Below are 24,156 nucleotides of genomic sequence, written 5' to 3' on the forward strand. Positions count from 1 at the left end.
GAGCCCGTATGGCCACGAGGATCCTCCCCGCAGTCGGCGACGCGGACGCCGTACGGTCCCTCACCACCCTGCTCAGCCAGCTCCCGGACGCCGAACCGGTCGCCCCGGTGGCCGACTCCACCCAGCTCGTCGACACCCTCGCCCGCCTCGCCGCCGAGTCGGTCGACGAACTGCCCGAGGTCGTCGTCGTCCACGAGCGGATCGGCCCGGTGCCGGCCCTGGAGCTGATCCGCGAGGTCGCTCTCCGCTTCCCCGCCGTCGGCGTCATCCTCGTCACCTCCGACCCCGGCCCCGGCCTGTTCCAGGCCGCCATGGACTACGGCGCCCGCGGCCTGGTCGCCCTGCCGCTCGGCTACGAGGAACTCGCCACCCGCGTCCAGGCGGTGGCCCAGTGGTCGGTGGGCGTACGCCGGCACCTGGGCAGCGGCGGCGACGTGTTCACCGGCGCCGGCGGCACCGTCGTCACCGTCAGCGGCGCCAAGGGCGGCGTGGGCACCACCCTCACCGCCATCCAGCTGGCCCTGGCCGCGCAGGCGTCGGGCCACCCCACCGCGCTGCTCGACATGGACCTCCAGGCCGGCGACGTCGCCTCCTTCCTGGACGTCCAGTTCCGCCGCTCCGTGGCCGACCTCGCCGCCATCACCGACCTCTCCCCGCGGGTCCTGGCCGACGCCGTCTTCCGGCATGACAGCGGCCTCGCCCTGCTGCTGGCCCCCGGCGAGGGCGAACGCGGCGAGGAGGTCACCGACCGCGCCGCCCGCCAGATCGTCGGCGCACTGCGCCAGCGCTACGAGGTCGTCGTCATCGACTGCGGCGCCCAGCTCGGCGGGGCCGGGGCGGCCGCCGTGGAGATGGCCGACACCGCGCTCCTGGTCACCACGCCGGACGTGGTCGCCGTACGGGGAGCCAAACGGGCGGTGCGGATGTGGGACCGGCTCCAGATCCGCAAGGCCGAGGAGACGACCGTGGTCGTCAACCGGCACACGCGGGGTACCGAGATCCAGCCCCAGCTGATCCAGCGGATCACCGGCACCGCGATCGCGGGCACCGCCGTCCCCGCCAACTTCAAGGAACTCCAGGGCGCCGTGGACGCCGGCCGCGTCCACGCACTCGACTCCCGGAGCACGGTGAAGCAGGCCCTGTGGGCCCTCGCCGGTGAACTGGGCCTGGTCAGCGCACCCGAGGAAGCCCGCAAGAGCCACGGCCGCTTCCGCGGCGACCGGGGTTCGGCGAGCTTCCGGCGCCGGAAGGACGGGGCGGGATGAGCGGGTTACGGGACGGCTCGGGCCGATCGGCCGCATCGGGCGGAGCCGGGGACTCCGGCCAGGTGACCGTCGAGTTCCTCGGCATGATCCCGGCGATCGTCGCCACGCTGGTGGTGCTGTGGCAGCTCGTCCTCGTGGGATACACGTACACGCTCGCGGGGAATGCTGCGGACGAGGCGGTACGGGCGGCCACCGCGGCCGACCGGGGGGCGAGGCAGGGAGCCTGCCAGGACGCGGGCCGGGACAAGCTGCCGGGCGCGTGGGAGGGGGGCGCCGGAGTGGACTGCGGCACCGCGGGCGGCTATGTCACCGCCGACGTGCGCATCGAGGTCCCCATCCTCTTCCCGGGCACCGTCAGCTTCCCGTTCACCGTGCACGGGCACGCGGGGGCGGTCGAGGAGGAGGACGACTGAGATGGCGTACTCCAGGGGCCCGGGCGGCGGGCGACCGAGGGACCGGGGCCAGGCGGCCATCGAGTACCTCGGCTTCGTCCCGATCCTGATCATCGTCGGCATGGCCGTCGTACAGCTCGGCCTGATCGCCTACACCGCCCAGCAGGCGGGCACCGCGGCCCGCGCCGGGGCCCGCAGCGCCTCGCTCCAGGAGAGCGCCCAGGGCGCCTGCGCGGCGGCCGTGAGCAGTTGGCTGGCGGACGGCACCGACTGTCCGCCCTCGTACGGCGGTGACGAGGTGACGGTCACCGCCACCGTCGACATCCCCTCGATCGTCCCCGGTTGGGACTTCGACCCCGCCACCCGGACGGCCACCATGCCGCTGGACCACTGACCGAGGAGCCGAGGACGCATGAGCCTGCGCGCACGCATCCACTCGCCCGAGGAGCACGGCGGCCGGGGCGAGGACGGACACCTGGTCGCCTCCTACCGGGCTAAGCTCCTGGAGGAGATCGACCTCGCGGAGATGAGTTCCCTCGCGATGGCCGAACGCCGGGCCCGCCTGGAACGGGTCCTCGGCCACATCATCAGCCGCGAGGGCCCGGTCCTGTCCACGGTCGAACGCTCCCAGCTGATCCGCCGGGTGGTGGACGAGGCCCTCGGCCTCGGCATCCTGGAACCGCTCCTGGAGGACGCGTCCGTCACGGAGATCATGGTCAACGGCCCCGACGCGATCTTCGTGGAGCGCGGCGGCCGCGTGGAGCAATTGCCCCTCCGCTTCGCCTCCCACGACCAGCTGATGCAGACCATCGAGCGGATCGTCTCCACGGTCAACCGCCGCGTGGACGAGTCGAACCCCATGGTCGACGCCCGCCTCCCCTCCGGCGAGCGCGTCAACGTCATCATCCCCCCGCTCTCCCTCACCGGCGCCACCCTCACCATCCGCCGCTTCCCGCGCTCCTTCACCCTGCACGAGCTGATCGGCCTCGGCTCGCTCGACGAACACATGCTGTATCTGCTGGCCGGCCTCGTGCAGGCCCGCTTCAACATCATCGTCTCGGGCGCGACCGGCACCGGGAAGACGACGCTCCTGAACGCCCTCTCCGGCCTGATCCCAGAGTCCGACCGCATCATCACCATCGAGGACTCGGCGGAACTCCAGCTCCAGCAGGCCCACGTCATCCGCCTCGAGTCGCGCCCGCCCAACGTCGAGGGCCAGGGCCGCGTCACCATCCGCGACCTGGTCCGCAACTCCCTCCGTATGCGCCCCGACCGCATCGTCGTCGGCGAGGTCCGCGGCGGCGAGTCCCTGGACATGCTCCAGGCCATGTCGACGGGCCACGACGGCTCGCTCGCCACGGTCCACGCCAACAGCGCGGAGGACGCCCTGATGCGCCTCCAGACCCTGGCCTCGATGTCGGACGTGGAGATCCCGTTCGTCGCCCTGCACGACCAGATCAACAGCTCCGTCGACGTCGTCGTCCAGCTCACCCGCTTCGCCGACGGCGCCCGCCGCATCACCGAGATCGCCCTGCTGGCCAGCCACGGGGGCGAGCCGTACCGCCTGGCCACGGTCGCCCGCTTCAACGCCCGCCCGATGACCGCGGACGGCCGCGTGCACGGCGCGTACGAGTACTTCCCCCTCCCGCACCGCACCGCCGAGCGCCTCTACATGGCCAACCAGCCCGTCCCGCAGGCCTTCGGCGTCGCCCACTCCCTGGACCAGCTCACCACCCGAGAGGCCAGGTAGGACGCCCGATGGAACCAGGTATGACGCACACGACGAAACCAGCTAGGACCGCCCGATGAAACTGGAATCGCTCGTCACGCTCACCACCGGCATCACGCTGCTGACCTGCGTCCTGGCGGTCGTCGGCCTGCACTCCTACGCGGCCGGCCGGGCCCAGCGCGCGGCCCTGGTCGACCGCCTCGCGGCCACCGGGCAGATACCCGTCATCGGCCGGCGGCGCCGCTTCCCCACCCTGGACCGCCGCCTGCGCCGCACCAAGCTCGGCAGGAAGCTGGAACTGCGCCTGGCGGCCACCGGCCTGGACGTCACGCCCGGCGAGTTCTTCGCCTGCATGGTCGCGGCGGTCGCCGGCCTGTGGCTGGTGGGCCAGGCCGTCCTGGCCCCGTTCTTCGGCCCGCTCGCCGGACTCCTGGGCATCGGCGCCGCCGTGCAGTTCCTCAACTGGCAACGCCAGAAACGCATCGAGAAGTTCATCAACCAGCTCCCCGAACTCGCCCGCATCCTCGCCAACGCCACCCAGGCCGGCCTCGCCCTGCGCACCGCGATCGGCATGGCGGCGGAGGAACTGGAGGCTCCGGCCGGCGAGGAACTCGGCAAGGTCGCCGACCAACTCGCCATCGGCGCCTCGATGGACGACGCCCTCGGGGAACTCGCCGAGCGCCTCCCCTCCCGCGAACTCGTCGTCCTGGTCACCACGCTCGTCCTCTCCAACCGCGCGGGAGGCCAGGTGGTCAGCGCGCTGCGCAACCTCACGGAGACGCTGGAGGAGCGAAAGGAGACCCGGCGGGAGGTCCGTACCCAACTCTCCCAGGTCAACATGACCTCGTACGCCGTCCCCGTGCTGGGCGTCGGCTCGTTGTTCCTGATGAACGGCGTGAAGGACGGCGCCCTGGAACGCATGACGGGCTCGTCGGTGGGCCAGGCGGCAGTGATCATCGCCTTCGCCCTCTACGCCGTCGGCTTCATCCTCATCCGCCGCCTCTCCCGCATCGACGTCTGAGGGGAGCTGGAATGGGATCCGGAATCGAATGGCTCCTCGCCCTCCTCATGGGCGCCGCCGTGTGGGGCGCCTTCGCGGGCGTCCGCATGTACCGGGCGGAGGCGAAGCTCCCCGACGACCTCGCCCTCGCCCTGGAGGTCGGCTCCACCCGCACCGGCGCGGTGGACTCCCTCATCGACCGCATGGGCATGCGCTACGCCCCCGCCGTCCTGCGCCTGATGGGCCCCGCCCTGGTCGCCAAGTACCGCCGCAGGATCGACCTGGCGGGCAACCCCGGCGGCCTGACCATCGACCGCTACGCCGCCCGCCGCGCGGTCTACGGCTTCCTGGGCGCGCTGGGCTTCCTGGTCTTCCTCCTCCGCGGCCAGTTCGTGGTCGCCCTCCTCCTGCTGGCCTTCGGCGCGTTCTGGACGGAGGTCGGCATATGGTCGGCGATCCGCATCCGCAAGGACGTCATCGAGCGCACGCTCCCGGACTTCCTGGACGTACTCGCGGTCGTGGTGAGCGCGGGCCTCGGCTTCCGCCAGGCCCTGGACCGCGTGGCGATGCGCTATGAGGGCCCCTGGGCGGACGAACTCCGCATCACGCTCCGCCAGATGGACCTCGGCATGAGCCGCCGCCAGGCCTTCGCGGAGCTGCGCCGGCGCAACGACTCCGAACAGGTGGCGATGTTCGTGACGGCACTCCAGCAGGGCGAGGAACTGGGCGCCCCCATCGTCGAGACCCTGGTCTCCCTGGCCAAGGACATGCGCCGCACCGACGCCCAGAACGCCCGCCGCAAGGCCGCGCGGGCGGTGCCCAAGGCCACGATGATGATCACGACCTTCATGGTCCCGGCCACGATGATCCTCCTCGGCGCGGGCCTGATCCTGGGTTCGGGGACGGACTTCGGAACGATCACGGGCGAGTAGGGAGGGAGGAGGACGCCATGTCGAACACGCAGCCGGCGAAAGGGGGCGGCGTAAACCATCACGGTGCGACTGCACACGAAGCGATGACGTCAACAACCAATGATCTATGGCCCAGTCGGGCTACTTCCGTGCAATACCTTTCGCACTTGCAATCTGCTGTGGGAGAGTCGTTGTCTGGTACTCCCGACAGGTCGGGGTCCCAACGGAGCGCGAGGGGGGTGGAGTTCGTGGACGACACGGCACCCGGCACGACCGGCCGGCGGCCCACTCCCCACATCCGCCGCGCACCGGGGGCGACCTCGATGGACCGACCCACAGCAGCCGTCCACCCTGGAGGGGAACACCATGACCAACTGGCTCCACACCACAGCCGCCTACTTGCACTCCCGCGCCGCCGCCCGCAACGACAGGGGCCAGACGGCTGTGGAGTACCTGGGGATCATCGCGGTGGTGGTGGCGATCGTGTTGGCGATCACGGGGACGGATATCGGGCAGACGATCTTCGACGCGATCACATCGAAGATCGCCGAAGTCACCGGTGGCTGAGTCAACTCCGTAACCGCGGCGACACAGGGCAGGCGTTCCCCATCTACATCACGGTGGTGGGGGGCCTGCTCTTGCTCGCACTCGCGTACTTCGCGGTCGGACAAGCCGCGGCGACCCGAAGCGAGGCGCAGACGGCGGCAGATGCTGCCGCCCTGGCCGCGGCTCTGGAAACACGAGACCAGCTTGCCGGCCAGTGGCTCACGGACATCCTCGACCCCGACTCATGGCAGGCCATCTTCGACGGTGAGGCACCGGTGGCCAGCGGATGCTGGCGGGCACACGAACTCGCGGCCCGCAACGACGCGAGCGTGACATGCCGTCCGGACGGCCTGCTGGGTTACACCGTCGTCGCTGAAACCAATGAGACCGTCGGAGACAGCATCGTCCCGGGTACGGAGGAGCAGAAGGCCACGGAGTCTGCCACAGCTGTCATCGAGGCCCGATGCTCGTTCGAACTGCCCGCCGAGGACGCCGGTGACAAAACGCTGCCCAGCCTTTCGTGCGAGGGGGAGGAATGGGATCTGGACCCCGAGGATCTCGTGGATCTGCCGAAACCCGAGGATCTGTTCGACGTCCACCTGGCCGACTCATAGGCGAATGACGAGTGACTAAGGAATCAAGACATGAGCATTCGGATCACGAAGACGGCCCGTAGGGGGGCCCTCGTGGTGGCCGCCCTGGCCGGACTGACCCTCGGCGCTGTCGGCTGCGGCGGTGGTGGCGACGATGAGAAGCCGAAGGCTTCGGCGTCAGCCTCGAAGGAGGACGGGTCCGGACCGAGTGCCCAGGAGGGCGAATCGGAGGAGCCCTTGGCCGAGTTGCGCGGCAGCAACGGGCTGCTCCTGCAGATCACCTCCGCCGAGCGTGATTCAGGTGGCTTCGTGACGGTCAACGGCGAGCTGAAGAACGATGGTGACAAGAGCGTTGCGATTCCATCCGGTCTGAGCGGCAACGAGACCGAGATCATCAGAAACGGCAGGTCGCTCGGTGGCGCGACACTCGTCGATTCCAAGAGCAAGAAGCGGTACTACGTGCTGCGGGACACGGATGGTCGTCCGCTGACGACCACGGGCTTCTCGACGATCAAAGCCGGTGACCGCATGGCCGTATTCATGCAATTCCCAGCCCCGCCGACGGACACCACCGAAGTCACCTTCCAACTGCCGACCTTCGCCAGCGCGACCATCTCCCTCTCCGGGTGAGGCACACAATGACCCCAACCCCGCGCCTCACCCGCACCCTGGCCACCGTCACCCTCATGCTCGCCACGACTTTGTACGGCACGACGACCTCCCACGCCGACGACGACCCCAACGACCCCCCAGGTACCGAACCCTCCGCCTCCGCCCCCATGGACGTGGACCCCAACGACCCGGACCTGAAGCTCCCCGACGGGGCCACGCTGGCGCAGGCGAAGGTGCTGGACATCAAATCCGTCGTGGAGGAGCAGAGCGGCGACGAACGCCGCGAGGACACCAACACCAGCGTGACCCTCGCGCTCCAGGCGGAGGTCCTCTTCGGCAAGGACAGCGCGAAACTCGGCGCGGAGTCGAAGTCCCGTATCACCGGCATCGCCGAGGAGATCAAGACCCAGAACGCCACCCGAGTCCGAGTCTTCGGATTCACCGACAACCTCGGCTCCTCGGCCCACGGCGACGTCCTCTCCAAGAAGCGGGCCAACGCCGTACACGACGTCCTGTCCCAGACCCTGAACGACGCCGGCATCACGTACGAGGTCCGCGGCTACGGCGAGCAGTACCCCATCGCCGACAATTCGACCGAGGCCGGCCGCAAGAAGAACCGCAGGGTAGAGGTCTCCTTCCCCCGCACGGAGGGATGAGATCCCGATGCCGAACAGGGGATGGCCACTAGCCCTCACCGCCCTGACGACCCTCACGCTGACCGCCTGCACCTCTTCCGCGGAGCCCACCGCCACCCCGCCCGCGTCGACCCCCTCGCCCTCGCCCTCCCCCTCTCCCTCAGACGGCAACGACATCGCGGCCTGCACCGACGGCGACTGCGAGATCACGGTGACCAAGCCCGTGACGATCCGCCTGGCAGGCCCGGACGGCAGGCCGACAACGCTGTCGGTCACCGACGTGGGCCCGAACAAGATTGAGTACGAAGTGAAGTCGGGCAACGGCCGGTCGAAGGGCGGCGCGAGCGGCAAGGGCCAGGGCTGCCTCACGGTCCTGCGGGCGAACGGCAGCGGCAACTCCTGCGGCCCCCTCACGGACACCCGCCCGGCCGCACAGCAGGACGCGGTGGTCATCCAGGCAACGACGAGCGCGGACGGCACGGCGACCCTCCACGTGGTCTCCCCCTGAACCGGCCCTACCCCTCCCGTCCCCCCACATCCCCCAGGACCTCCACTCGCGCCCCCGCCCGCACCCCCCACCCGGCCATCACCCCGGCCTCGGCCTCCAGCACATGCCGGGAACGCACCCGGGGCATTCCAAGCCGGCCCGGCCGCATGGTGCGTACGGCGATGACGCGGAACCGCCGGTCGAGGTAGGCCACGTCGATGGGCATCCGCATCCGGAAGGTGTGCACGCCACTGGCGGGGGTGAGGAGCATCGCCCCGTCGAGGGAGTCCCGCCCCAGCAGCCCCCGGGCACGCGCACGGTACGACCGGGCGACCTCCAGCGGCACCCGCACTCCAGGGCTCCCATCCTCCCCCTCCACCACCAGCACACCCGTCCCGTCCCGCCACAGCCGCCGTCCCATCCCGACACGCCTCCCCGCCACGTCCTGAGCCTTTGCTGCTTCCTCTACGAAATGTTCTGGAACAACACGGGGACCCTGCAACCGGAGCGCGGACCCTCTCGTGTTACGGAACCGTTATGGCCGAAGAAGCCACACGTAAGGCTGATTTGGCCCCATAGGGCACCGTGGGCATACCGGTTTCGCCCTGGTGCCACCGGAGCCCGGTGGATAGCGTTGCTTCGCTGAAGAGAACCCTCGTCCCACCCAGGAGCCCACCGTGACTCGCCGCCGCCCCGCCCTACTCGCAGCGCTCACGCTGACCGCCGCTGCGGCCCTGACGCTGTCCGCATGCGGAGGCGACGACAACTCCTCCGACGAGAAGGACAAGATCGCGGGAGCGGACACCGGTGACTCGTCTCCCTCGGCCTCAGCCACCACGTCCGAACCGTCGACGGCAGACCGGCCGAAGATCGACCTGCCGTCGGACCTGTCCTACAAGTTCGAGTGGCCCAAGACGGGCGACAAGGACAAGGACGCGGTGCTCGCCGACAGTGAGCAGTCCATCAAGGCCGTGGACCTGGCCATCGTGAACCAGGACGCACTCGACAAGGCGTACCTGACCTACTACGAGGGTGAAGCGGCCGCATCCACGCAGGAGTTCATCCAGGCATACGTCAAGGAGAACGCGCGGGTAACGGGGGCCTACCGCTACTACGACGCTGTCGTGAATGTCCGCGCGAAGGACACGGCTTCGCTCGTGTACTGCGAAGACCAGAGCAGGGCCTATGACATGTATCTGAAGCCCAAGAAGGTGAACAAGACCCCAGTCACCAAGAACAGCTACGTGCTGTACAACACGCAGCTGGCCAGGAACGACAATGGAATCTGGGTCGTCGAGAAGATGCTTTCCCAGAGGGGGAGTGACAAGTGCCAGCCCTGAGCGCAGTCACCCGCACACTGGCCCTGCAGGTTGTGATCGGCGCAGTCGTCCTGTCGGCGGCAAGCCCGGCCGCGGCGGACAACGTGATCGGTGGCGGAGCACAGACGCCGGGTGCGGACGCTCACGGCGGCTCTGACGGCAAGGGCAACCTGTCGGCCACGGCCGGTGCCGTCGTCTTCGACCTTTCCAAGAACGGCTCCGGTCAGTCCGCGGGTCCCGTCGCCGCCGCCTCCAACTGGACGCCACCCGCTTGCTACTACGCCCCGAAGTACACCCCCGAGCAGCTTGAGAAGACCCTGGAGCCCATCTGGCAGGCCGAATCCACGGGCTACCAGTGGGACGCGGAGCAGCGTGACAGGTATGTGAACGGGAAGCCGTACAAGGACTTCAACAAGGACAAGGCCGGCGACGGCTACTGGTGGGATTCCTACGTCACTGCAGGGCGGGAGGGTGACCCGGGAGCGCTCGACTGCGAGGAAGACATCTTCTGGGTGGACACCAACGACGACCCGCCCGCGGACATCCCGCAGGCGATCACGCCCGAGATCCTCGCCCAGCTCGCCTACGCCGAGATACGCGTACCCACAACCGAAGTGGATCTCGCGCCCGCCAATGCCACCAAGGTCAATCTCCCGACCTGGGCCTGGCTGGATGCCGCGAAGTTCAAGCCCGTCTCGGTGACGGCCTCCGTTCCTCTGCTGGGCGTCCAGGCGACGACCACTGCCGAACCCGTGTCGGTGAAGATCGACCCGGGGACCGCCGACGCCCAGACCTACCCTGCCTCCGGCGTGTGCGAGCTGGCAGGCGACAGCATCGGCGAGCCCTATGCCAAGGGAAAGGCCGAGGAGACCCCACCGTGCGGAGTGAAGTATCTGCGTTCCTCCGGCGACGGGTCGTACCAGCTGAGGGCGACGGTCACCTGGAAGATCCACTGGACCGGCACGGGCGTGAACACTGAACAAACGCTTCCGGATGGCGAGTTCGGCGGAGATCAGGACGTGGTCGTCCAAGAGATCCAGGCCGTCAACCGCTGAAGCCAAGCCCCGTCCTAGTTCAGGGAGCCGAACGACCGTGATGCACCCCCGCGTGTCTCTGCCCGCATCGCTCGTGCTGACCGCGGTCTCCGCCTTGACCCTGTCGTCCTGCGGAACAGGAGACCGCTCCGACAGCAATGGCAAACCCGCGGCGGCGGACACGGTCGGCACCCCTTCTGCCTCACGCACCGCACCCGAGCCGTCCAGGATCGATCGTCCGCAGATCTCGCTCCCCGCCGACCTCTCCTACGCCTTCGACTGGCCGCGGACGGGAGACAAGGAGAAGGACGCCGTTCTTGCCGACAGCGAGCAGTCCATCAGGGCGGTGGACCTCGCCATCGTCAAACAGGACGCCCTCGACCCGGCATACCTGCACTACTACGAGGGTGAGGCCGCGGCCGGCACGGAGAAGTTCATCCAGACATACGTCGATCAAGAGGCGACGATCACGGGAAGCTACCGGTTCTACGACCCACGGTTGGCCGTCCGCGAGGACGGTACGGCCTCCTTCACGTATTGCGAGGATCAAGGGAGGGCATACGTGAAGTACCTCAGGGACAGTAGGATCCGGAAAACTGAGGTCACGGCGAAGAGCTATGTCGAATACCACACCTCTCTGAAGAGAGACACCGATGGAGTGTGGAAGGTTCAAGGTGTCTCCTCGAAGAGCGGCAGCGCGGCTTGTCAGCCATGACCTGTGCTGCGGAACCGTCAACCGGTGAGCGGCCGCGCTGATGTGGTCACCAGGGCGGTGTCGGACAACGAATTTCAGCCCGGATACCCCAGAGACCCGGTGGGCAGCTTTTGCTTCGCCGAAGAGAACCCTCGTCACAGGAGCCCACAGTGACTCGTCGTCGCCGCCCCGCCCGCCTCGCGGCGGTCACCCTGACCGCCGTTGCGGCCGTGGCACTGTCCGCATGCGGAGCTGGCAGTGGCAGCGCTTCGAATGAAAATGACAAGGTCTCAGGTGCTGACAACGCAAACGAGCCGTCTGCGCCACCGAGTGAGCCCGAGACGGCCGAGGCGCATCGACCGAAGATCGAGCTGCCGACCGATGTGACGTACAGGTTCGAGTGGGGCCAGAGCGGTGATCCGGCAGAGGATGCCGTGTTGCAGGACGCCGAGCAGCGCATCAGGGCCGTGGACATGGCCATTGCGCAGCAGGATCCGCTTCACGAGGCGTATCGCTACTATTCCGAAGGCGAAGCCGCCGCCGGCAGTCAGAAGTACATCCAGGAATTCGTTGATCACAAGGCGCGTACGACCGGTATGACTCGCTTCTACCGAGAAAACGTGCACGTGAAGAATGACGGCACCGCTTCACTTGCGTACTGCGAGGACCAGAGCCAGGCGTTCAACAAGTTCCTTGATACGGGGAAGACCGACGTCACATCGGCTGCGAAAGGCAGCTATGTCATGTACGCAGGTACTCTGCGCAAGAACAGCAAGGGCGTCTGGGTGACGGAACGACTGGCCTCCGAGCGGGGGAGTTCTAGGTGTCAGCCGTGAACCGAACAGGTCGCTGCGCGCTGCGGGGTGTGCGTGCGACGAGATGAGTGGCTGAAGAGAACCTCGTCCTACCAGGAGCCCCAACCGTGACTCGTCTGTCCATCCTGCCCGCAGCGCTCGTGCTGACCGCCGTTGTGGCCCTGACGCTGTCCGGATGCGGAGGTGAGGACAGCTCCTCCGATGGGGAGGGCAAGGGCCCGGGTGTAAGCGCGGGTGACGGACCGTCTGCCTCGACCAGTCCCAGCGATTCGATCGCAGAAGGCCGGCCGGAGATCGAATTTCCCTCAGATGCCAAGAACGTCTTCGAGGGCCAGAGGACAGGTGACTCCGCGAAGGATGCCGTGCTCGCCGACAACGCGTCCAGTATCAACGCGGTGGACGAAGCCATCTTCAAAGGGAGTGCCGAAACTAAGGCTCTCGGCTTCTACAACGTCGACACGGCACTGAGTTCGTCGATCGCCTATGTGCAGGGCTACATCGACGACAACGACACCTGGATCGGTGTGACGAGATACTTCGACCGGAAGGTCACGCTCAAGGGCACGGACAAGGCCTACGTGACCTATTGCTCCGATGAGAGCAAGTCCTACATCAAGAACAAGAAGAGCGGCAAGGTCGACAAGTCGCCCGCGTCCGCGGACAGCTTCGTGCTCTACAACACCGCCCTCACCAAGAACGCCGGCGGCGTATGGCAGACCACCGACATCTCGTCCAAGAGAGGCGACGCTGCGTGCCAGCCGTAAGGACGGCGTCGGTACCACCGGCTCTGCGAGAGCGTTGACTTCGTCCGCGTCGTCCAGGGGGTCCAAGCCGTCAACCGCTGATCGCCCTCCACCAGCCCGCAGTGCGGAATGTGAACCCTGCCGAGGGACCGCGTGGGGATGAGCGCTACGAAAGTCGGAGGACGTCGTTCCTCACATCGGTGCGGGTAGGCCGGTGAGAGGGGACGGGGTACGTGGCGGAGCGGCTGGCTGTCGATGGGGACGAGCTCGGGCGGTTCATGAAGTCGCTGAAGCGGTCGTCGAGCTCGCTCAGGGGTGTGCGCAAGGCGTTGTCCGACGCGACGATCGTCGGGCTCGGTACGGATGATCTCGACTCCGCGTGCGAGTCCTTCCAGGAGGACTGGAAGTACGGCTCCGAGGAGATCGGCAAGCAGACGGAGGACCTCGCCGAGATCATCGGCAAGAGCAAGGACAGCTACCTCGAGGTGGACAAGGCGCTCGAGGAGGCGGTGCGGGCGTCGCGCGACGGCAAGGGCGGTGGCGCGAAGTGAGCGCCACAGCCGGGAACGACCCGTACGGTGCCGCGCTCGATCCGCGGTCCCGGGCGGATCTGGACAAGCCGCAAGGGTTGAAGTCCGCGCCGCGCATGCCGAACCCGAGCTATCCGCATCTCGGGTTCAATCCGGTGCCGGGTGACACGGAGGCCGTGCGGGGGCTGGAGAAGAAGCTCAGCGGATGCGCCAAGGTTCTCCAAGAGGCGTACGACCTCGTCACCAAGCTCCTCGACGGCAGCTACTGGAAGGGCGACGCCGCCGTCGCCTTCCGCGAGCAGCTCGACGGCGGGCCCTTGCCGCTCAACCTCAAGAACGCGGCGCACTCCGTCCGCAAGGCGGCCCGGCAACTCGACCGCTGGGAAGGCGAACTCGGTGACTTCCAGCGGCGGGCCAGGAAGCTGGAGGAGGACGCGAGGGACGCTCGGGCGGAGGTGGAGCGGGCGCAGGGGCGCGTGGACAAGGTGGGTGACGATCCCGACCCGAAAGTCCTCACCCGTGCGAAGGGTGACCTGGACGATGCCCAGGCCGAGCTGAACAAGGTCATCGGTAAGGCGAAGAGGCTGGCCGGGGAGCACGAGGAGAAGGCCGGGTACCGGGCGCGCAAAATCCGTGACGCCACGAAGAAGCTGGTGCCGCATGAGCCCGGTTGGTTCGACGAGGCTCTGGACTGGCTGGGCGACAACCTGCCGGACATCCTCAGCTTCACGGCGGGGTTGGTGGGGGTGGCGGCGCTGCTGCTGGCGGGGCCGATGGGAATTGGGCTAACGGCAGTGGCGGCGTTGATGCTGTCGACATCAGGGATCAGTGCTGTCGCGCTTGCACTGCGTCTTGGTGACCCAGAAACACGGGCGTCACTGCTGGATGGCCTCACCAAAGGGGAACTTGACGCCGACTTTTGGAGCAATGCCGTCTCTGTGGGCGCAGATCTTGCTGGCGCGTTGCCGGGATTGGGAGCCGTGGCCAGGGGGAGCATCGAAGCCACGGATGCCATCCAGACGGGTTCCGTAGCACTTGGCTTCTGGCCGAAGGCATCGGCATACGGCGTGAAAACCTTGGATGAAGCAAAAGCCATCGTAGGTATTGAGAACCAATTACTTGCGCGTGCGGTGCGAGGGTTCAGTAACCCGGAGAAGGCCGCGCAATCCGTAGCGGCGGCCTCAGGTCTGGCCGGGGTCGGCACTGGTGGTATGGGCTTGTACAGCAAAGCAGTGGATGCTGACGACGATGGCATCAAGGATGGTGCTGTCGCGGGAATTGACGGAGCCCGTCTCGTTCTGGACAACGGCGGAATCGTGAGCCTTGTCCGTCATGTTTTTTGATGTCGCACAGGAAGAGTACCGACAGTGAACTGCGACGCGGCCGCCACTGCCTGGCATCACCTCCCCACCCGACAGGCGTGGCTTGCGCATATGTTCATGAACGTCCTCGGGTTAATGGGCTGGGCTGGTGGGTGGATCCTCCTTCTGGAGATCTCCATCCGCACACCCAACTGGGTCGTGTGGCTTTTTATGCCGTACTTCATCTATGGTCCGTACCGGATGCTGACTCAGTTCAAGTATTTCGCGGCAGGATTCCTGATGTTGCGCATTCTGCGAACGTATCATTGGGTGGTGATCGAGAATGTTCCGCGGGGGCTGAGCAGGAGATCCGAAGTGCGTAGTAAGCAATATGGTTGGTTTGAGTTTCCGAACCCGGCTCACCCAGAACAGAGGTTGCCTGTTGTGTTTCCTCGCCACTTTCGAAGGTGGTGGTGGGCTCGCCGCATGACCCCTCAAGCCAAGCCCAAGTTGAAAGCTGATATCGCAACCATCTGGTTCGCCGGTGATCCGCGATTCATCGGAGTAGTCGCTGCACCCACCCGGAAAGGTAACGCTCCTCGCCGCCTGCATGTCGTAGAGCAGCGAATCGCTGCACAGAGCGGATGGCGCTTCGCGGACTGGGGTGCCACGCCGGAAGACGTCGAGCGTGGACGGCGCGTCGGCGTATACCCGGTGAACCCAGGGTCCGTTGAGGGAGGCGTGTCGTGAAATCGGGCGCGATCGTCATCCACGAATCTGTCAAGGATCCCTACGCTGAACTCTGGTTCGCAGAACCGGCAGGATTCAACGCTCTGCCACTGGACGCACTGCTTCCCGAGCCGGGCACGGGGGTAGCGGAAAGTCTGCGTGCAGCCGTTGCTCCGTTGCTCGAATCGGCCGGTAGTGAGATTGTCCGGCAGGATTTCATCGCACAAGTAGCCTCAGGCCAGCAGCTACTCGCGGCTCTACGCGAGTTCGGAACGGTCCACTGTTCCGTCGGTCTGCACCGCGACGACATCGGTGGCAGGCCCCGTCCTCTGCTCTCCTTGTTCTCCATCACCTGGCACGCCACCGCGGCCGCCCCGCGAGCGGTGACCGCGGCCCGCGCCGTGACCGCATCCCTCGGGCACAGCCGCATCGAGTACGTCGACCTGCCCAGCGGCCCCGCCACCCTCAGTGAGACCACCGTGGGCGCCACCTCCGGCAGCGGTCTCCCCCAGCTCCCCCTTCTCCAAGTGCACGCACACCTCCCGCACCCCGACTGCAAGCGCATGGCCGTTCTCACCCTGGGCACCACGGCCCTCGCGCGTCGGGGTGAGTACCGGGCGATCCTGCGGCAGGTTGCCGAGACCGTCAGGTTTGCGGATCCGCTGGCGGTGGAGGCGTAATGCTGTTGTCCGGCGGGGCGGGGCGCGGGTAGGAAGAGGGGCATGACTGGACTCGGTGCCGTATTCCGCCCTCAGCTCGCCCCCGAGCGGCTGCGTTCCGTGGCTCGTGTCGCCGACGAGGCCGGGCTGGAGGAGCTGTGGCTCTGGGAGGACTGCTTCCGTGAGGGTGGGATCTCCACCCTCGCTGCCGCGCTCGCGTGGACCGAACGGGTCCGGGTCGGGGTCGGACTGCTCCCCGTACCCCTGCGCAACGTGGCCATCACCGCGATGGAGGCCGCCACCCTGCACCGGATGTTCCCCGGCCGGGCCGTTCTCGGCGTCGGGCACGGGGTGCAGGACTGGATGGGCCAGGTGGGGGCGCGGGTCGAGTCGCCCGTGACTCTGCTGCGCGAGTATCTGCTGGCTCTTCGGGGCCTGTTGGACGGACAGCGGGTGACGGCCGAAGGGCGCTACGTCCGGCTCGACGACGTCGCGCTCGACTGGCCGCCCGCCGGAGCCGTCGACGTGTTCGCCGGCGCCACCGGGCCCCGTTCGCTGCGGCTGGCCGGTGAAGCGGCCGACGGGACCGTGCTCACGGCGTCCACCCCGCCGGACGGGGTCCGACGGGCCCGGCGGCTCATCGACGAGGGGCGGGAGGCCGCCGGGCGGACGGACCCGCACACGGTCGTCGTCTATCTCCTCACGGCCACCGGGTCCGGCGCGGCCGAGCGGCTGCGGGCCGAACTCGTCGCCGAGGGCGACGCGGACGTGCCCGGTCTCGGGGTCGCGGGGGACGCGGGGGTCGTTGCCGAGGCCGTTGGGCGGTTGGCCGAGGCCGGGGCCGACACCGTGATCCTCCAGCCGACCGGGGACGAGCCCGACCCGGAGGCGTTCGTGCGGTTCGCCGCCGAGGAGGTCCGGCCCCTGGTGAAGTAGCCCGTCTCCTCCGCCTCGTCAGCCTCCTCCGGCTCCTCCGCCTCGTCCTCTCGAGCCGCCTGATCCTCCTGGTCTTCGTAACCCCTCAGCTCATTGAACGGATTCGCCCGCATGTCCTCCCAGCCTCGCCCCCGTACCTTCGACGAGCTCCTCGCCGAAGGCGCCTCCGTGTCCACCGAAGGATGGGACTTCTCCTGGTTCGAGGGGCGGGCCACCGAGGCGCGGCCGTCCTGGGGCTACGCGTCGTCCATGGCGGGGCGGCTGACCGGGGCCACCGCCGTGCTCGACGTGCAGACCGGGGGAGGGGAGGTACTGGACTTCGCCCACCAGAAGGGCGGGGGCGAGGGCCGGCCGCAGCTCGTCGTCGCCACCGAGGGCTGGGGGCCCAACGTCGCCAAGGCCACCCGGCTGCTCCGGCCGCGCGGTGTCCCCGTCGTGGCCTCGCCCGACGACGCGCCCCTGCCCTTCGCCGACGAGGCCTTCGATCTCGTCGTCAGCCGGCACCCGGTCCAGCCGCACTGGGACGAGATCGCCCGCGTACTCGCGCCCGGCGGCACGTACTTCGCCCAGCACGTCGGTCCCGCCAGCGTCTTCGAGCTGATCGAGTACTTTCTTGGGCCGCTGCCCCAGGAGAGCTACGGCCATCGCGACCCCGGGCGCGAGCGCGCCGACGCCGAGGCCGCCGGGCTCGAGGTCGTCGGTCTGCGGGCGGAGCGGCTGCGGATGGAGTTCCTCGATGTCGGAGCCGTCGTCCACTTCCTGCGCAAGGTCGTCTGGATGGTCCCCGGCTTCACCGTCGAGGAGTACCGCGACCGGCTGCGCGACCTGCACGAGCGCATCGAGGCCGAGGGGCCCTTCGTGGCGCACAGCGCGCGGCACCTCTTCGACCTGCGCAAGCCGCACGGCAGCTGAGTTCACCGGCGACGGCGGCGGAGCCGGAATTCACGCGTGCGCGCCCACCCGTACCTCTCCGATGACCAGCTCCGCCCGCGCCTCCAGGACCGCCCCCACCCGTTCCGCCCGCACCGCCAGTTCCCGTTCCTGCCGTGCCGTCAGGCGGCCGAGCGGTTCCACCGTGACCGTCGTCCGGCGGCCCCGGCGCAGCTGGTGCCAGACGCCCGCCGCGACGCCGTCGACCAGCAGTACGGGGAAGTTGCCGGCCTGCCCGCCCGCGAGTGCCCGCTCGTAGGCCGCGCCGGGGAAGAGCAGCTCCCGCGGCTGGGCGGCGATGAGGTACGCGTCGAAGTACGGGAGCAGGCGTACCCCGCGTACCAGGTCGTCCCGCTCCGGGGCGGCGGGGAAGCCGGTGTCGCCGGCGGCCACCCACGCCGGTGTCCCCTCGAAGTCGACCTCCTCGATCTCGCCCGCGCCGGCCAGCTCCTCGTACAGGCCCTTCGCCCAGGCGGGTGGCGCGGCCAGCCAGCGGGCGAAGTGCTGGGGTGTGGCGGGGCCGTACGCCCGCAGGTAGCGGCGGACCAGGAGACGTGTCGCCTCCTCGGGCGGGAGCGGGGTGAAGTGCGGTGGGCGGGTGTACGTCACCTTGCGGCCGCGGTTGGGGCCGAAGGAGAGGGCGCCGCAGTGGCCGGCCCGGTGCAGGACCTGGCGCCAGCGCGGCCACATGGTCTGGAACGCGGGCATCACCAGGTCGCCGGCCCAGGGGCCGGTGCGGGCGACGACCTCCTCGCCGAGTTCGTCGATGGTCAGGAAGCTGCCGTCGAGCGCGTCGCCGATCGCCGTCACGACCTGCTCGGCCTGGTCCTCGGTGAGGCGTACGCCGGGCGGGAAGGAGCCCGAGCCGTCGGGGATCGCGGGCAGCGCCGCGCACCACATCGGGAGGTCGCGGGCCGGGAGCAGGTGCACCGTGCCGCGCGGGCCGTGCGTCTTGATCAGTGACGGAGCCGTGCCGGGCGCGGTGGGTGAGGCGGGCGGCCACAAGGCGTTCCGTACGTCCACCCGGGTGATGTCCTCGGTCCGCAGACCGACCGACAGTTCGGCCGCGGACAGGACCTGGGCGTGGACGCCGAGCATCGCGGCGGCCACGTCGGCGGGCACGTCGGCGGCCGGGGTGCCCGTTCGGGCGGACTTGGCCAGGAACTGTCGTTCGAGGCGCCGTGCGCTCGCGGCGGCCCAAGTGATCCGCGTCGTCCTCGTCATGAGGTGACGTTAGGGGAGCGGTAGGACCGATCTCGTCCCAGTGGGCCGGGGTGGCCGGGGTGGGATGGGAGTTATCCGGGCGTATGGGGAGCGCCTTCGCAAAGGTCGTGGTGACCGGAGCCAGGGTACGAAATCACCCTCGGGTCCTCACAGAGGCTCCACATCGTTATTCATCGTTGTCCTCCGCGGGTCCGTTCCGTATGGGCGATCACGTAAATTCGAGCCAGGTAATTCGCGTGAGCAAAGCTGCGCGGGTGGCACCGCGCAGTGGAGGGGGCTGCGCGGTGCCGGGTCAAGCGGGCGTGCGCTCCACGCGTCACCCGGTCGGGGGATGGGGGGCGGCTTCGGGGCCGGCCTTCTCGTCACTCCACTCACCTGTGAATCAGCGGTGTATTCGCTGTGTATCCGGTGTGTGCCCGGGGAGCGGCCGTGTTTTGGCCATGATTCAGGGCGGAATGAGCGCTTCCGAGGGCATCTCGGCGTCGCGGGCCGACTCCGGAGAGTAGTTTTTGCACGCCGATGCACGCAGCATCACTTACAAAGGGTTATGGTGGAAACCCCCCCTCGGGCCGGTCCGTATCCCCCCCCACGGACCGGCCCGTTTTTTCTGCCCGGACGCAGGGCCCCCGGTGAGTGCCGCCCGGACGTCCTCCGAGAGGCCGCAGCGGGGCGTCGCGCGGTGCGCCCGTAACGAGGAGTTCACCGGTGCGCCCTCCTGGGCCGTGGCATGGCTGCGCTCGTTCCAGGGCATAAGGCAAGCAGGTCGACGCCCGAACCACGGGTGTCGGATCCTCAGCGGACGGCACGGAGCCGTCCGCCCGGGAGGCCCTTTGCACCAGCCCCACCGTGCGGTCACGGCACGGGAGACGCGGCGGAGGACCGGCCCACGGTCCGCGCCAGTGCAGGGCGGCCCCAAGGGTCTGCGTCCGCCAGGTCCTGGACCCGTCGGCTCATTCACGCCCTCCCGGCCCAGCGTCCACTCCGTCGCTCCCCGACCTCATCCGAGGGGGTACGTCCTTCCGTGGTGACCAGCACAAAGCGCCACAAGCCAGATCGGCGCACCTACGTTCTCGACACCAGCGTCCTGCTGGCCGACCCGAACGCTCTGCACCGCTTCGACGAGCACGAGGTCGTGCTCCCCATCGTCGTGGTCACGGAGCTGGAGGCCAAACGGCACCATCCCGAACTCGGCTACTTCGCCCGGCAGGCCCTGCGCCTGCTCGACGAGTTCCGGGTCCGGCACGGTCGCCTCGACGCCCCCATTCCGATCGGGGACCTCGGCGGCACCGTCCGTGTCGAGCTCAACCACTCGGACCCCAGCGTGCTGCCCAGCGGCTACCGCCTGGGGGACAACGACTCCCGCATCCTCGCGGTCGCCCGCAATCTGCAGGCGGAGGGGTTCGACGTCACCGTCGTGTCCAAGGATCTCCCGCTCAGGATCAAGGCGTCCTCCGTCGGTCTGCTCGCCGAGGAGTACCGCGCCGAGCTGGCCATCACGGACGCCTCCGGCTGGACCGGGATGTCCGAACTGACGCTGCCCGGCGAGCAGGTGGACATCCTCTTCGAGGAGGGGCACGTTTACGTCCCCGAGGCCACCGAGCTGCCCGTGCACACCGGTCTGACCATCCAGTCGGAGCGCGGCAAGGCCCTCGGCCGGGTCACGCCCGACGGCAACGTCCGGCTGGTGCGCGGCGACCGCGAGGCGTTCGGCATCAAGGGCCGCAGCGCCGAGCAGCGGATCGCGCTCGACCTGCTCCTCGACCCGGACGTCGGCATCGTGTCGATGGGCGGCCGGGCCGGCACCGGCAAGTCGGCGCTGGCGCTGTGCGCGGGCCTGGAGGCGGTCCTGGAGCGCCGGCAGCACCAGAAGGTGATGGTCTTCCGTCCCCTCTACGCGGTCGGCGGGCAGGAGCTGGGCTATCTGCCCGGGTCCGAGGCCGAGAAGATGAGCCCGTGGGCGCAGGCGGTCTTCGACACGCTGTCGGCGGTCACCAGCCGCGAGGTCATCGAGGAGGTCACCGCCCGCGGGATGCTGGAGGTCCTGCCGCTCACCCACATCCGCGGACGCTCCCTGCACGACGCGTTCGTCATCGTGGACGAGGCCCAGTCCCTGGAGCGGAACGTCCTGCTGACCGTGCTGTCCCGGGTCGGCGCCAATTCACGGGTCGTGCTGACCCACGACGTGGCCCAGCGGGACAACCTGCGGGTGGGGAGGTACGACGGAGTCGTCGCCGTGGTCGAGAAGCTGAAGGGGCATCCGCTCTTCGCGCACGTCACCCTGACGCGCTCCGAGAGGTCCCAGATCGCGGCGCTGGTGACCGAAATGCTGGAGGACGGTCACATCTGACCCGTCTCTGAACCATCCGCGAACTCCGACCCGTGACGGGTCGGTTGTCCGACAATCGGCGCCGTCCGGAAAGGCCAAGAGCCTAGCCGGGCGGCGCCGCGGCGTGTGTGCGTTTCCGGGAATCCCTTGGGCCAAACGAGATGTGAGCTTTCACACGCAGCACAGAATTGCCTCACCCCGTCGGGTTACGGCAGAGTCTCATTCCTGTCAGGCCCCGCATACGACACACCTGTACCCCCAGCGGTACGGCACCACAGAAGCACCAGCCTCAACTCCATAGCAGCGTCGTATGCCGCCCGAGCACCACACGGCGCTCTCCGCGAGGGGAGTTGTCCACCGGGCCCGTGCCTCCCGTGACCAGTAGTTGGGGAGGCCAGCGTCAGGGGCACGATTGCGTCCGCGAGGGTCACCGAAGCGGGCGATGCTGGAAGGAAACCGTGTGAGCCGGATCTCGGTCCGGGGATTCGCAGTGGCCTCGGCCACGGCGGTCACCGCTGTCGGAAGCGTCGTCGGAGTTGCCTCGGGCAGCACCGCGCAGAACAACGACGCGGAGGCGACGGCAGCCGGCACGACGCTGCTCGCGGACATCCCCATGGGTGAGCAGGCGCAGGTGCAGACCGCGTCCCTGACTCAGCAGGCCGACGTGCAGGCCATCGCCGCGGACGCGACCGCCAAGAAGGGCGCGGAGGAAGCCGCCCGCAAGGCAGCCGCCAAGACCGCCGTGGCCAAGCAGGAGAAGGCCAAGCAGGCTGCCGAGGAGGCCGCCAAGAAGCGCCAGGAGGAGAAGGAGGCGGCCAGTCGCGACGCCCAGCGCGACTCCACCAGCTTCGCCGTCCAGAGCTCCTACAGCACCGGCCAGATCCAGGCGATGGCCCGTCAGATGGTGCCCAGCGGCCAGTTCCAGTGCTTCAGCAACATCGTGGACCACGAGTCCAGCTGGAACTACCAGGCCGTCAACCCCTCCTCCGGTGCCTACGGTCTCTTCCAGGCCCTCCCCGCGGGCAAGTACTCCTCCGCGGGTGCCGACTGGCGCACCAACCCGGCCACCCAGATCAAGTGGGGCCTCAGCTACATGGACGGCCGCTACGGCAGCCCGTGTGAAGCCTGGGCCTTCTGGCAGGCCAACCACTGGTACTGAGCCCGCCGTCCGCCCGGCGCGGACACCGCTCAACCTCGCGCGGCCCCTCTCCGTCCTACGGTGAGGGGCTTTCGCGTTGCCGCCATGTACGGTCGGACCGGACGACTCCGGGGGGAGTGGTGGGGCAAGACGGGGGAAGAGGACGGATCATGTCGCGAGTGCCAGGGTGGCTCGGCCGGCTCGGCGCCGGACTGACGCAGATGAGCGGGCGGTTGGAGCAGCGCCGCCAGGAGGCGCGGCGGGACGCCGCCGACGACACCGGGGTGGGTGCCTCCGACCAGGGGCGCCCGACCCCCGAGGAAGCGGCGTACGAGTACGCCGCCACGCATCACGCGGTCGTGTTCCGTGACCGCCCCGACCCCGCGCAGGCCGTGCCCTGGGGCGTACGCGTCGCCGCCGAGGCCGGGTGGCGGCTGCTGGTGCTGGCCGGCACCGTGTGGGTGCTCATGCGGGTCATCAGCGCCGTACAGCTGGTGGTGCTGGCGTTCGTCGCCGCCCTGCTGATCACGGCGCTGCTCCAGCCGGCCGTGGCGTGGCTGCGCCGGCACGGGGTGCCGCGCGGGCCGGCCACCGCCCTGACCGCGATCCTCGGTTTCGTGGTGATGGGCCTGATCGGCTGGTTCGTCACCTGGCAGGTCATGGAGAACATCGACAATCTCTCCGACCAGGTCCAGGACGGCATCGACGAACTGCGCAACTGGCTGCTGAACAGCCCCTTCCACGTCACCGACAAACAGATCAACGAGATCGCCAAGAACCTGCGCGAGGCGGTCGGCGCCAACACCGACCAGATAACGTCCGCCGGTCTGGAGGGCGTCACGGTCGTCGTCGAGGCACTCACCGGCATCCTGCTGGCCGCCTTCTCGACGCTCTTCCTGCTCTACGACGGCAAGCGCATCTGGCAGTGGACGCTGAAGCTGGTGCCCGCGGCGGCCCGGCCGGGCGTCGCCGGTGCCGGTCCGCGCGCCTGGCGGACGCTGACGGCGTACGTGCGGGGCACGGTGATCGTGGCGCTGATCGACGCCATCTTCATCGGCCTCGGCATCTACTTCCTCGACGTGCCGATGGCCGTGCCGCTGGCCGTGTTCATCTTCCTGTTCGCCTTCATCCCGCTGGTCGGCGCGGTGGTGTCGGGCGCGCTCGCGGTCGTCGTGGCGCTGGTGACGCAGGGCGTGTTCGCGGCGGTGATGACCCTCGTGGTGGTGCTGGCGGTGCAGCAGATCGAGGGGCACATCCTCCAGCCGTTCATCCTCGGGCGCGCGGTGCGGGTCCACCCGCTGGCCGTGGTGCTGTCCGTGGCCGCCGGCGGCATGATCGCCGGCATCGGCGGCGCGGTGGTCGCCGTACCGCTGGTGGCGGTGACGAACACCGTCGTGGGCTATCTGCGGGCGTACTCCCGCGAGGCCGCCGTACGGCAGACGCCCAAGCCGCACGGGGCGACCGCCGTGGATGCCTCACCGGGGGCGGATCCGTCGCCGAAACCGCCGCCGCCGGAGGCGGAGCCGCAGGCGGACGCCTCCCCGGCGTAGGCCCCTGCGGCACGACGGTCCCGACGACGCGACGGGCCCCGCCCACCGGAAGGTGGAC

At 68.8% G+C, this 24,156-nt stretch carries 27 protein-coding genes; 25 read left to right on the plus strand and 2 right to left on the minus strand.

The genetic code is table 11. From position 1 onward, the window contains the following. The first annotated feature begins 8 nt into the window (after positions 1–8). The 11 genes from ACGF3J_RS06145 to ACGF3J_RS06195 all read left to right on the plus strand — a co-directional run bounded on the left by ACGF3J_RS06145 (position 9) and on the right by ACGF3J_RS06195 (position 8,191). Positions 9–1,265, plus strand: coding sequence for an AAA family ATPase (locus tag ACGF3J_RS06145; RefSeq protein ID WP_161332143.1), 1,257 nt, complete (start codon positions 9–11; stop codon positions 1,263–1,265). After that, entirely contained in the window at positions 1,262–1,678 is a 417-nt protein-coding gene (locus ACGF3J_RS06150) for a TadE/TadG family type IV pilus assembly protein (RefSeq protein WP_161332142.1), read from the plus strand. The genes ACGF3J_RS06145 and ACGF3J_RS06150 overlap by 4 nt, the downstream gene beginning before the upstream one ends. A 1-nt stretch (position 1,679) precedes the next feature. After that, complete coding sequence (locus ACGF3J_RS06155) at positions 1,680–2,051, plus strand: TadE/TadG family type IV pilus assembly protein (protein WP_393853539.1); 372 nt, start codon at positions 1,680–1,682, stop codon at positions 2,049–2,051. Positions 2,052–2,069: 18 nt separating this feature from the next. Further along, positions 2,070–3,407: a CpaF family protein gene (locus ACGF3J_RS06160; protein ID WP_122615988.1), complete on the plus strand. Its 1,338-nt coding sequence runs from the start codon at positions 2,070–2,072 to the stop codon at positions 3,405–3,407. Positions 3,408–3,462: 55 nt separating this feature from the next. Next, entirely contained in the window at positions 3,463–4,407 is a 945-nt protein-coding gene (locus tag ACGF3J_RS06165; RefSeq protein ID WP_161332140.1) for a type II secretion system F family protein, read from the plus strand. 11 nt (positions 4,408–4,418) lie between these two features. Beyond that, positions 4,419–5,318 carry a DUF5936 domain-containing protein gene (locus ACGF3J_RS06170; RefSeq protein WP_161332139.1) on the plus strand — a complete coding sequence of 300 codons (900 nt, stop codon included), beginning with the start codon at positions 4,419–4,421 and terminating at the stop codon, positions 5,316–5,318. A 345-nt stretch (positions 5,319–5,663) separates the two neighbouring features. Then, positions 5,664–5,864: a Flp family type IVb pilin gene (locus tag ACGF3J_RS06175; RefSeq protein WP_125495112.1), complete on the plus strand. Its 201-nt coding sequence runs from the start codon at positions 5,664–5,666 to the stop codon at positions 5,862–5,864. Beyond that, positions 5,861–6,457, plus strand: a complete 597-nt coding sequence (locus ACGF3J_RS06180; RefSeq protein WP_161332148.1) for a pilus assembly protein TadG-related protein — start codon at positions 5,861–5,863, stop codon at positions 6,455–6,457. The genes ACGF3J_RS06175 and ACGF3J_RS06180 overlap by 4 nt, the downstream gene beginning before the upstream one ends. A 30-nt stretch (positions 6,458–6,487) precedes the next feature. After that, on the plus strand, positions 6,488–7,066 hold the full coding sequence (locus ACGF3J_RS06185) for a hypothetical protein (protein WP_161332138.1): 579 nt from the start codon (positions 6,488–6,490) through the stop codon (positions 7,064–7,066). A gap of 8 nt (positions 7,067–7,074) precedes the next feature. After that, positions 7,075–7,704 carry an OmpA family protein gene (locus ACGF3J_RS06190; RefSeq protein WP_161332137.1) on the plus strand — a complete coding sequence of 210 codons (630 nt, stop codon included), beginning with the start codon at positions 7,075–7,077 and terminating at the stop codon, positions 7,702–7,704. 7 nt (positions 7,705–7,711) lie between these two features. Beyond that, positions 7,712–8,191: a hypothetical protein gene (locus ACGF3J_RS06195; RefSeq protein WP_393853540.1), complete on the plus strand. Its 480-nt coding sequence runs from the start codon at positions 7,712–7,714 to the stop codon at positions 8,189–8,191. Positions 8,192–8,198: 7 nt separating this feature from the next. Here ACGF3J_RS06195 and ACGF3J_RS06200 read toward each other — a convergent pair whose 3' ends face one another. Then, entirely contained in the window at positions 8,199–8,591 is a 393-nt protein-coding gene (locus ACGF3J_RS06200) for a DUF192 domain-containing protein (RefSeq protein ID WP_393853541.1), read from the minus strand. Between the two features lie 256 nt (positions 8,592–8,847). Here ACGF3J_RS06200 and ACGF3J_RS06205 point away from each other — a divergent pair, with 256 nt between their 5' ends. The 11 genes from ACGF3J_RS06205 (at position 8,848) to ACGF3J_RS06255 (ending at position 17,842) form a co-directional block, all read left to right on the plus strand. Continuing rightward, positions 8,848–9,510, plus strand: coding sequence for a hypothetical protein (locus ACGF3J_RS06205; protein WP_393853542.1), 663 nt, complete (start codon positions 8,848–8,850; stop codon positions 9,508–9,510). Then, entirely contained in the window at positions 9,498–10,544 is a 1,047-nt protein-coding gene (locus ACGF3J_RS06210) for a hypothetical protein (RefSeq protein WP_161332134.1), read from the plus strand. The genes ACGF3J_RS06205 and ACGF3J_RS06210 overlap by 13 nt, the downstream gene beginning before the upstream one ends. 40 nt (positions 10,545–10,584) lie before the next feature. Beyond that, entirely contained in the window at positions 10,585–11,238 is a 654-nt protein-coding gene (locus ACGF3J_RS06215) for a hypothetical protein (protein WP_393853699.1), read from the plus strand. Between the two features lie 149 nt (positions 11,239–11,387). After that, positions 11,388–12,053 (plus strand): hypothetical protein, encoded by a 666-nt coding sequence (locus tag ACGF3J_RS06220; RefSeq protein ID WP_393853543.1) that lies wholly within the window; start codon positions 11,388–11,390, stop codon positions 12,051–12,053. Between the two features lie 86 nt (positions 12,054–12,139). Then, the gene (locus ACGF3J_RS06225) at positions 12,140–12,796 is read left to right on the plus strand and encodes a hypothetical protein (RefSeq protein WP_393853544.1); all 657 of its coding nucleotides are present in this window, start codon (positions 12,140–12,142) and stop codon (positions 12,794–12,796) included. Between the two features lie 212 nt (positions 12,797–13,008). Beyond that, positions 13,009–13,326: a hypothetical protein gene (locus ACGF3J_RS06230; protein ID WP_393853545.1), complete on the plus strand. Its 318-nt coding sequence runs from the start codon at positions 13,009–13,011 to the stop codon at positions 13,324–13,326. Next, the gene (locus ACGF3J_RS06235; protein ID WP_393853546.1) at positions 13,323–14,648 is read left to right on the plus strand and encodes a hypothetical protein; all 1,326 of its coding nucleotides are present in this window, start codon (positions 13,323–13,325) and stop codon (positions 14,646–14,648) included. Before ACGF3J_RS06230 ends, ACGF3J_RS06235 begins: the two co-directional genes overlap by 4 nt. 90 nt (positions 14,649–14,738) lie before the next feature. Then, on the plus strand, positions 14,739–15,356 hold the full coding sequence (locus ACGF3J_RS06240) for a hypothetical protein (RefSeq protein WP_393853547.1): 618 nt from the start codon (positions 14,739–14,741) through the stop codon (positions 15,354–15,356). A 317-nt stretch (positions 15,357–15,673) separates the two neighbouring features. After that, entirely contained in the window at positions 15,674–16,015 is a 342-nt protein-coding gene (locus ACGF3J_RS06245; RefSeq protein WP_393853548.1) for a hypothetical protein, read from the plus strand. Positions 16,016–16,057: 42 nt separating this feature from the next. Next, positions 16,058–16,930 carry an LLM class flavin-dependent oxidoreductase gene (locus tag ACGF3J_RS06250; RefSeq protein ID WP_393853549.1) on the plus strand — a complete coding sequence of 291 codons (873 nt, stop codon included), beginning with the start codon at positions 16,058–16,060 and terminating at the stop codon, positions 16,928–16,930. Between the two features lie 111 nt (positions 16,931–17,041). Further along, entirely contained in the window at positions 17,042–17,842 is an 801-nt protein-coding gene (locus tag ACGF3J_RS06255) for a class I SAM-dependent methyltransferase (RefSeq protein WP_393853550.1), read from the plus strand. Positions 17,843–17,872: 30 nt separating this feature from the next. Here the strand turns inward: ACGF3J_RS06255 and ACGF3J_RS06260 are convergent, their stop codons facing one another. Then, positions 17,873–19,084, minus strand: coding sequence for a winged helix DNA-binding domain-containing protein (locus ACGF3J_RS06260; RefSeq protein WP_393853551.1), 1,212 nt, complete (start codon positions 19,082–19,084; stop codon positions 17,873–17,875). Positions 19,085–20,105: 1,021 nt separating this feature from the next. On the opposite strand from ACGF3J_RS06260, the gene ACGF3J_RS06265 reads away from it, so the two are divergent. The 3 genes from ACGF3J_RS06265 (at position 20,106) to ACGF3J_RS06275 (ending at position 24,098) form a co-directional block, all read left to right on the plus strand. Beyond that, positions 20,106–21,431: a PhoH family protein gene (locus tag ACGF3J_RS06265; protein WP_161332124.1), complete on the plus strand. Its 1,326-nt coding sequence runs from the start codon at positions 20,106–20,108 to the stop codon at positions 21,429–21,431. Between the two features lie 439 nt (positions 21,432–21,870). After that, a complete protein-coding gene (locus ACGF3J_RS06270; RefSeq protein ID WP_346346310.1) occupies positions 21,871–22,569 on the plus strand; it encodes a transglycosylase SLT domain-containing protein in 699 nt (232 codons plus the stop codon). 149 nt (positions 22,570–22,718) lie between these two features. Then, positions 22,719–24,098, plus strand: coding sequence for an AI-2E family transporter (locus ACGF3J_RS06275; RefSeq protein WP_393853552.1), 1,380 nt, complete (start codon positions 22,719–22,721; stop codon positions 24,096–24,098). Positions 24,099–24,156 lie beyond the last annotated feature (58 nt).

Source organism: Streptomyces sp. NPDC048171 (assembly GCF_043202655.1).
Taxonomy (GTDB): Bacteria; Actinomycetota; Actinomycetes; order Streptomycetales; family Streptomycetaceae; genus Streptomyces.

Bases quoted from the DNA above. Each gene is read 5' to 3' on its own strand.
- ACGF3J_RS06145 (WP_161332143.1), top strand. From the start codon at position 9: ATGGCCACGAGGATCCTCCCCGCAGTCGGCGACGCGGACGCCGTACGG.
- ACGF3J_RS06150 (WP_161332142.1), top strand. From the start codon at position 1,262: ATGAGCGGGTTACGGGACGGCTCGGGCCGATCGGCCGCATCGGGCGGA.
- ACGF3J_RS06155 (WP_393853539.1), top strand. From the start codon at position 1,680: ATGGCGTACTCCAGGGGCCCGGGCGGCGGGCGACCGAGGGACCGGGGC.
- ACGF3J_RS06160 (WP_122615988.1), top strand. From the start codon at position 2,070: ATGAGCCTGCGCGCACGCATCCACTCGCCCGAGGAGCACGGCGGCCGG.
- ACGF3J_RS06165 (WP_161332140.1), top strand. From the start codon at position 3,463: ATGAAACTGGAATCGCTCGTCACGCTCACCACCGGCATCACGCTGCTG.
- ACGF3J_RS06170 (WP_161332139.1), top strand. From the start codon at position 4,419: ATGGGATCCGGAATCGAATGGCTCCTCGCCCTCCTCATGGGCGCCGCC.
- ACGF3J_RS06175 (WP_125495112.1), top strand. From the start codon at position 5,664: ATGACCAACTGGCTCCACACCACAGCCGCCTACTTGCACTCCCGCGCC.
- ACGF3J_RS06185 (WP_161332138.1), top strand. From the start codon at position 6,488: ATGAGCATTCGGATCACGAAGACGGCCCGTAGGGGGGCCCTCGTGGTG.
- ACGF3J_RS06190 (WP_161332137.1), top strand. From the start codon at position 7,075: ATGACCCCAACCCCGCGCCTCACCCGCACCCTGGCCACCGTCACCCTC.
- ACGF3J_RS06195 (WP_393853540.1), top strand. From the start codon at position 7,712: ATGCCGAACAGGGGATGGCCACTAGCCCTCACCGCCCTGACGACCCTC.
- ACGF3J_RS06200 (WP_393853541.1), bottom strand. From the start codon at position 8,591: ATGGGACGGCGGCTGTGGCGGGACGGGACGGGTGTGCTGGTGGTGGAG.
- ACGF3J_RS06215 (WP_393853699.1), top strand. From the start codon at position 10,585: ATGCACCCCCGCGTGTCTCTGCCCGCATCGCTCGTGCTGACCGCGGTC.
- ACGF3J_RS06240 (WP_393853547.1), top strand. From the start codon at position 14,739: ATGTTCATGAACGTCCTCGGGTTAATGGGCTGGGCTGGTGGGTGGATC.
- ACGF3J_RS06250 (WP_393853549.1), top strand. From the start codon at position 16,058: ATGACTGGACTCGGTGCCGTATTCCGCCCTCAGCTCGCCCCCGAGCGG.
- ACGF3J_RS06255 (WP_393853550.1), top strand. From the start codon at position 17,042: ATGTCCTCCCAGCCTCGCCCCCGTACCTTCGACGAGCTCCTCGCCGAA.
- ACGF3J_RS06260 (WP_393853551.1), bottom strand. From the start codon at position 19,084: ATGACGAGGACGACGCGGATCACTTGGGCCGCCGCGAGCGCACGGCGC.
- ACGF3J_RS06275 (WP_393853552.1), top strand. From the start codon at position 22,719: ATGTCGCGAGTGCCAGGGTGGCTCGGCCGGCTCGGCGCCGGACTGACG.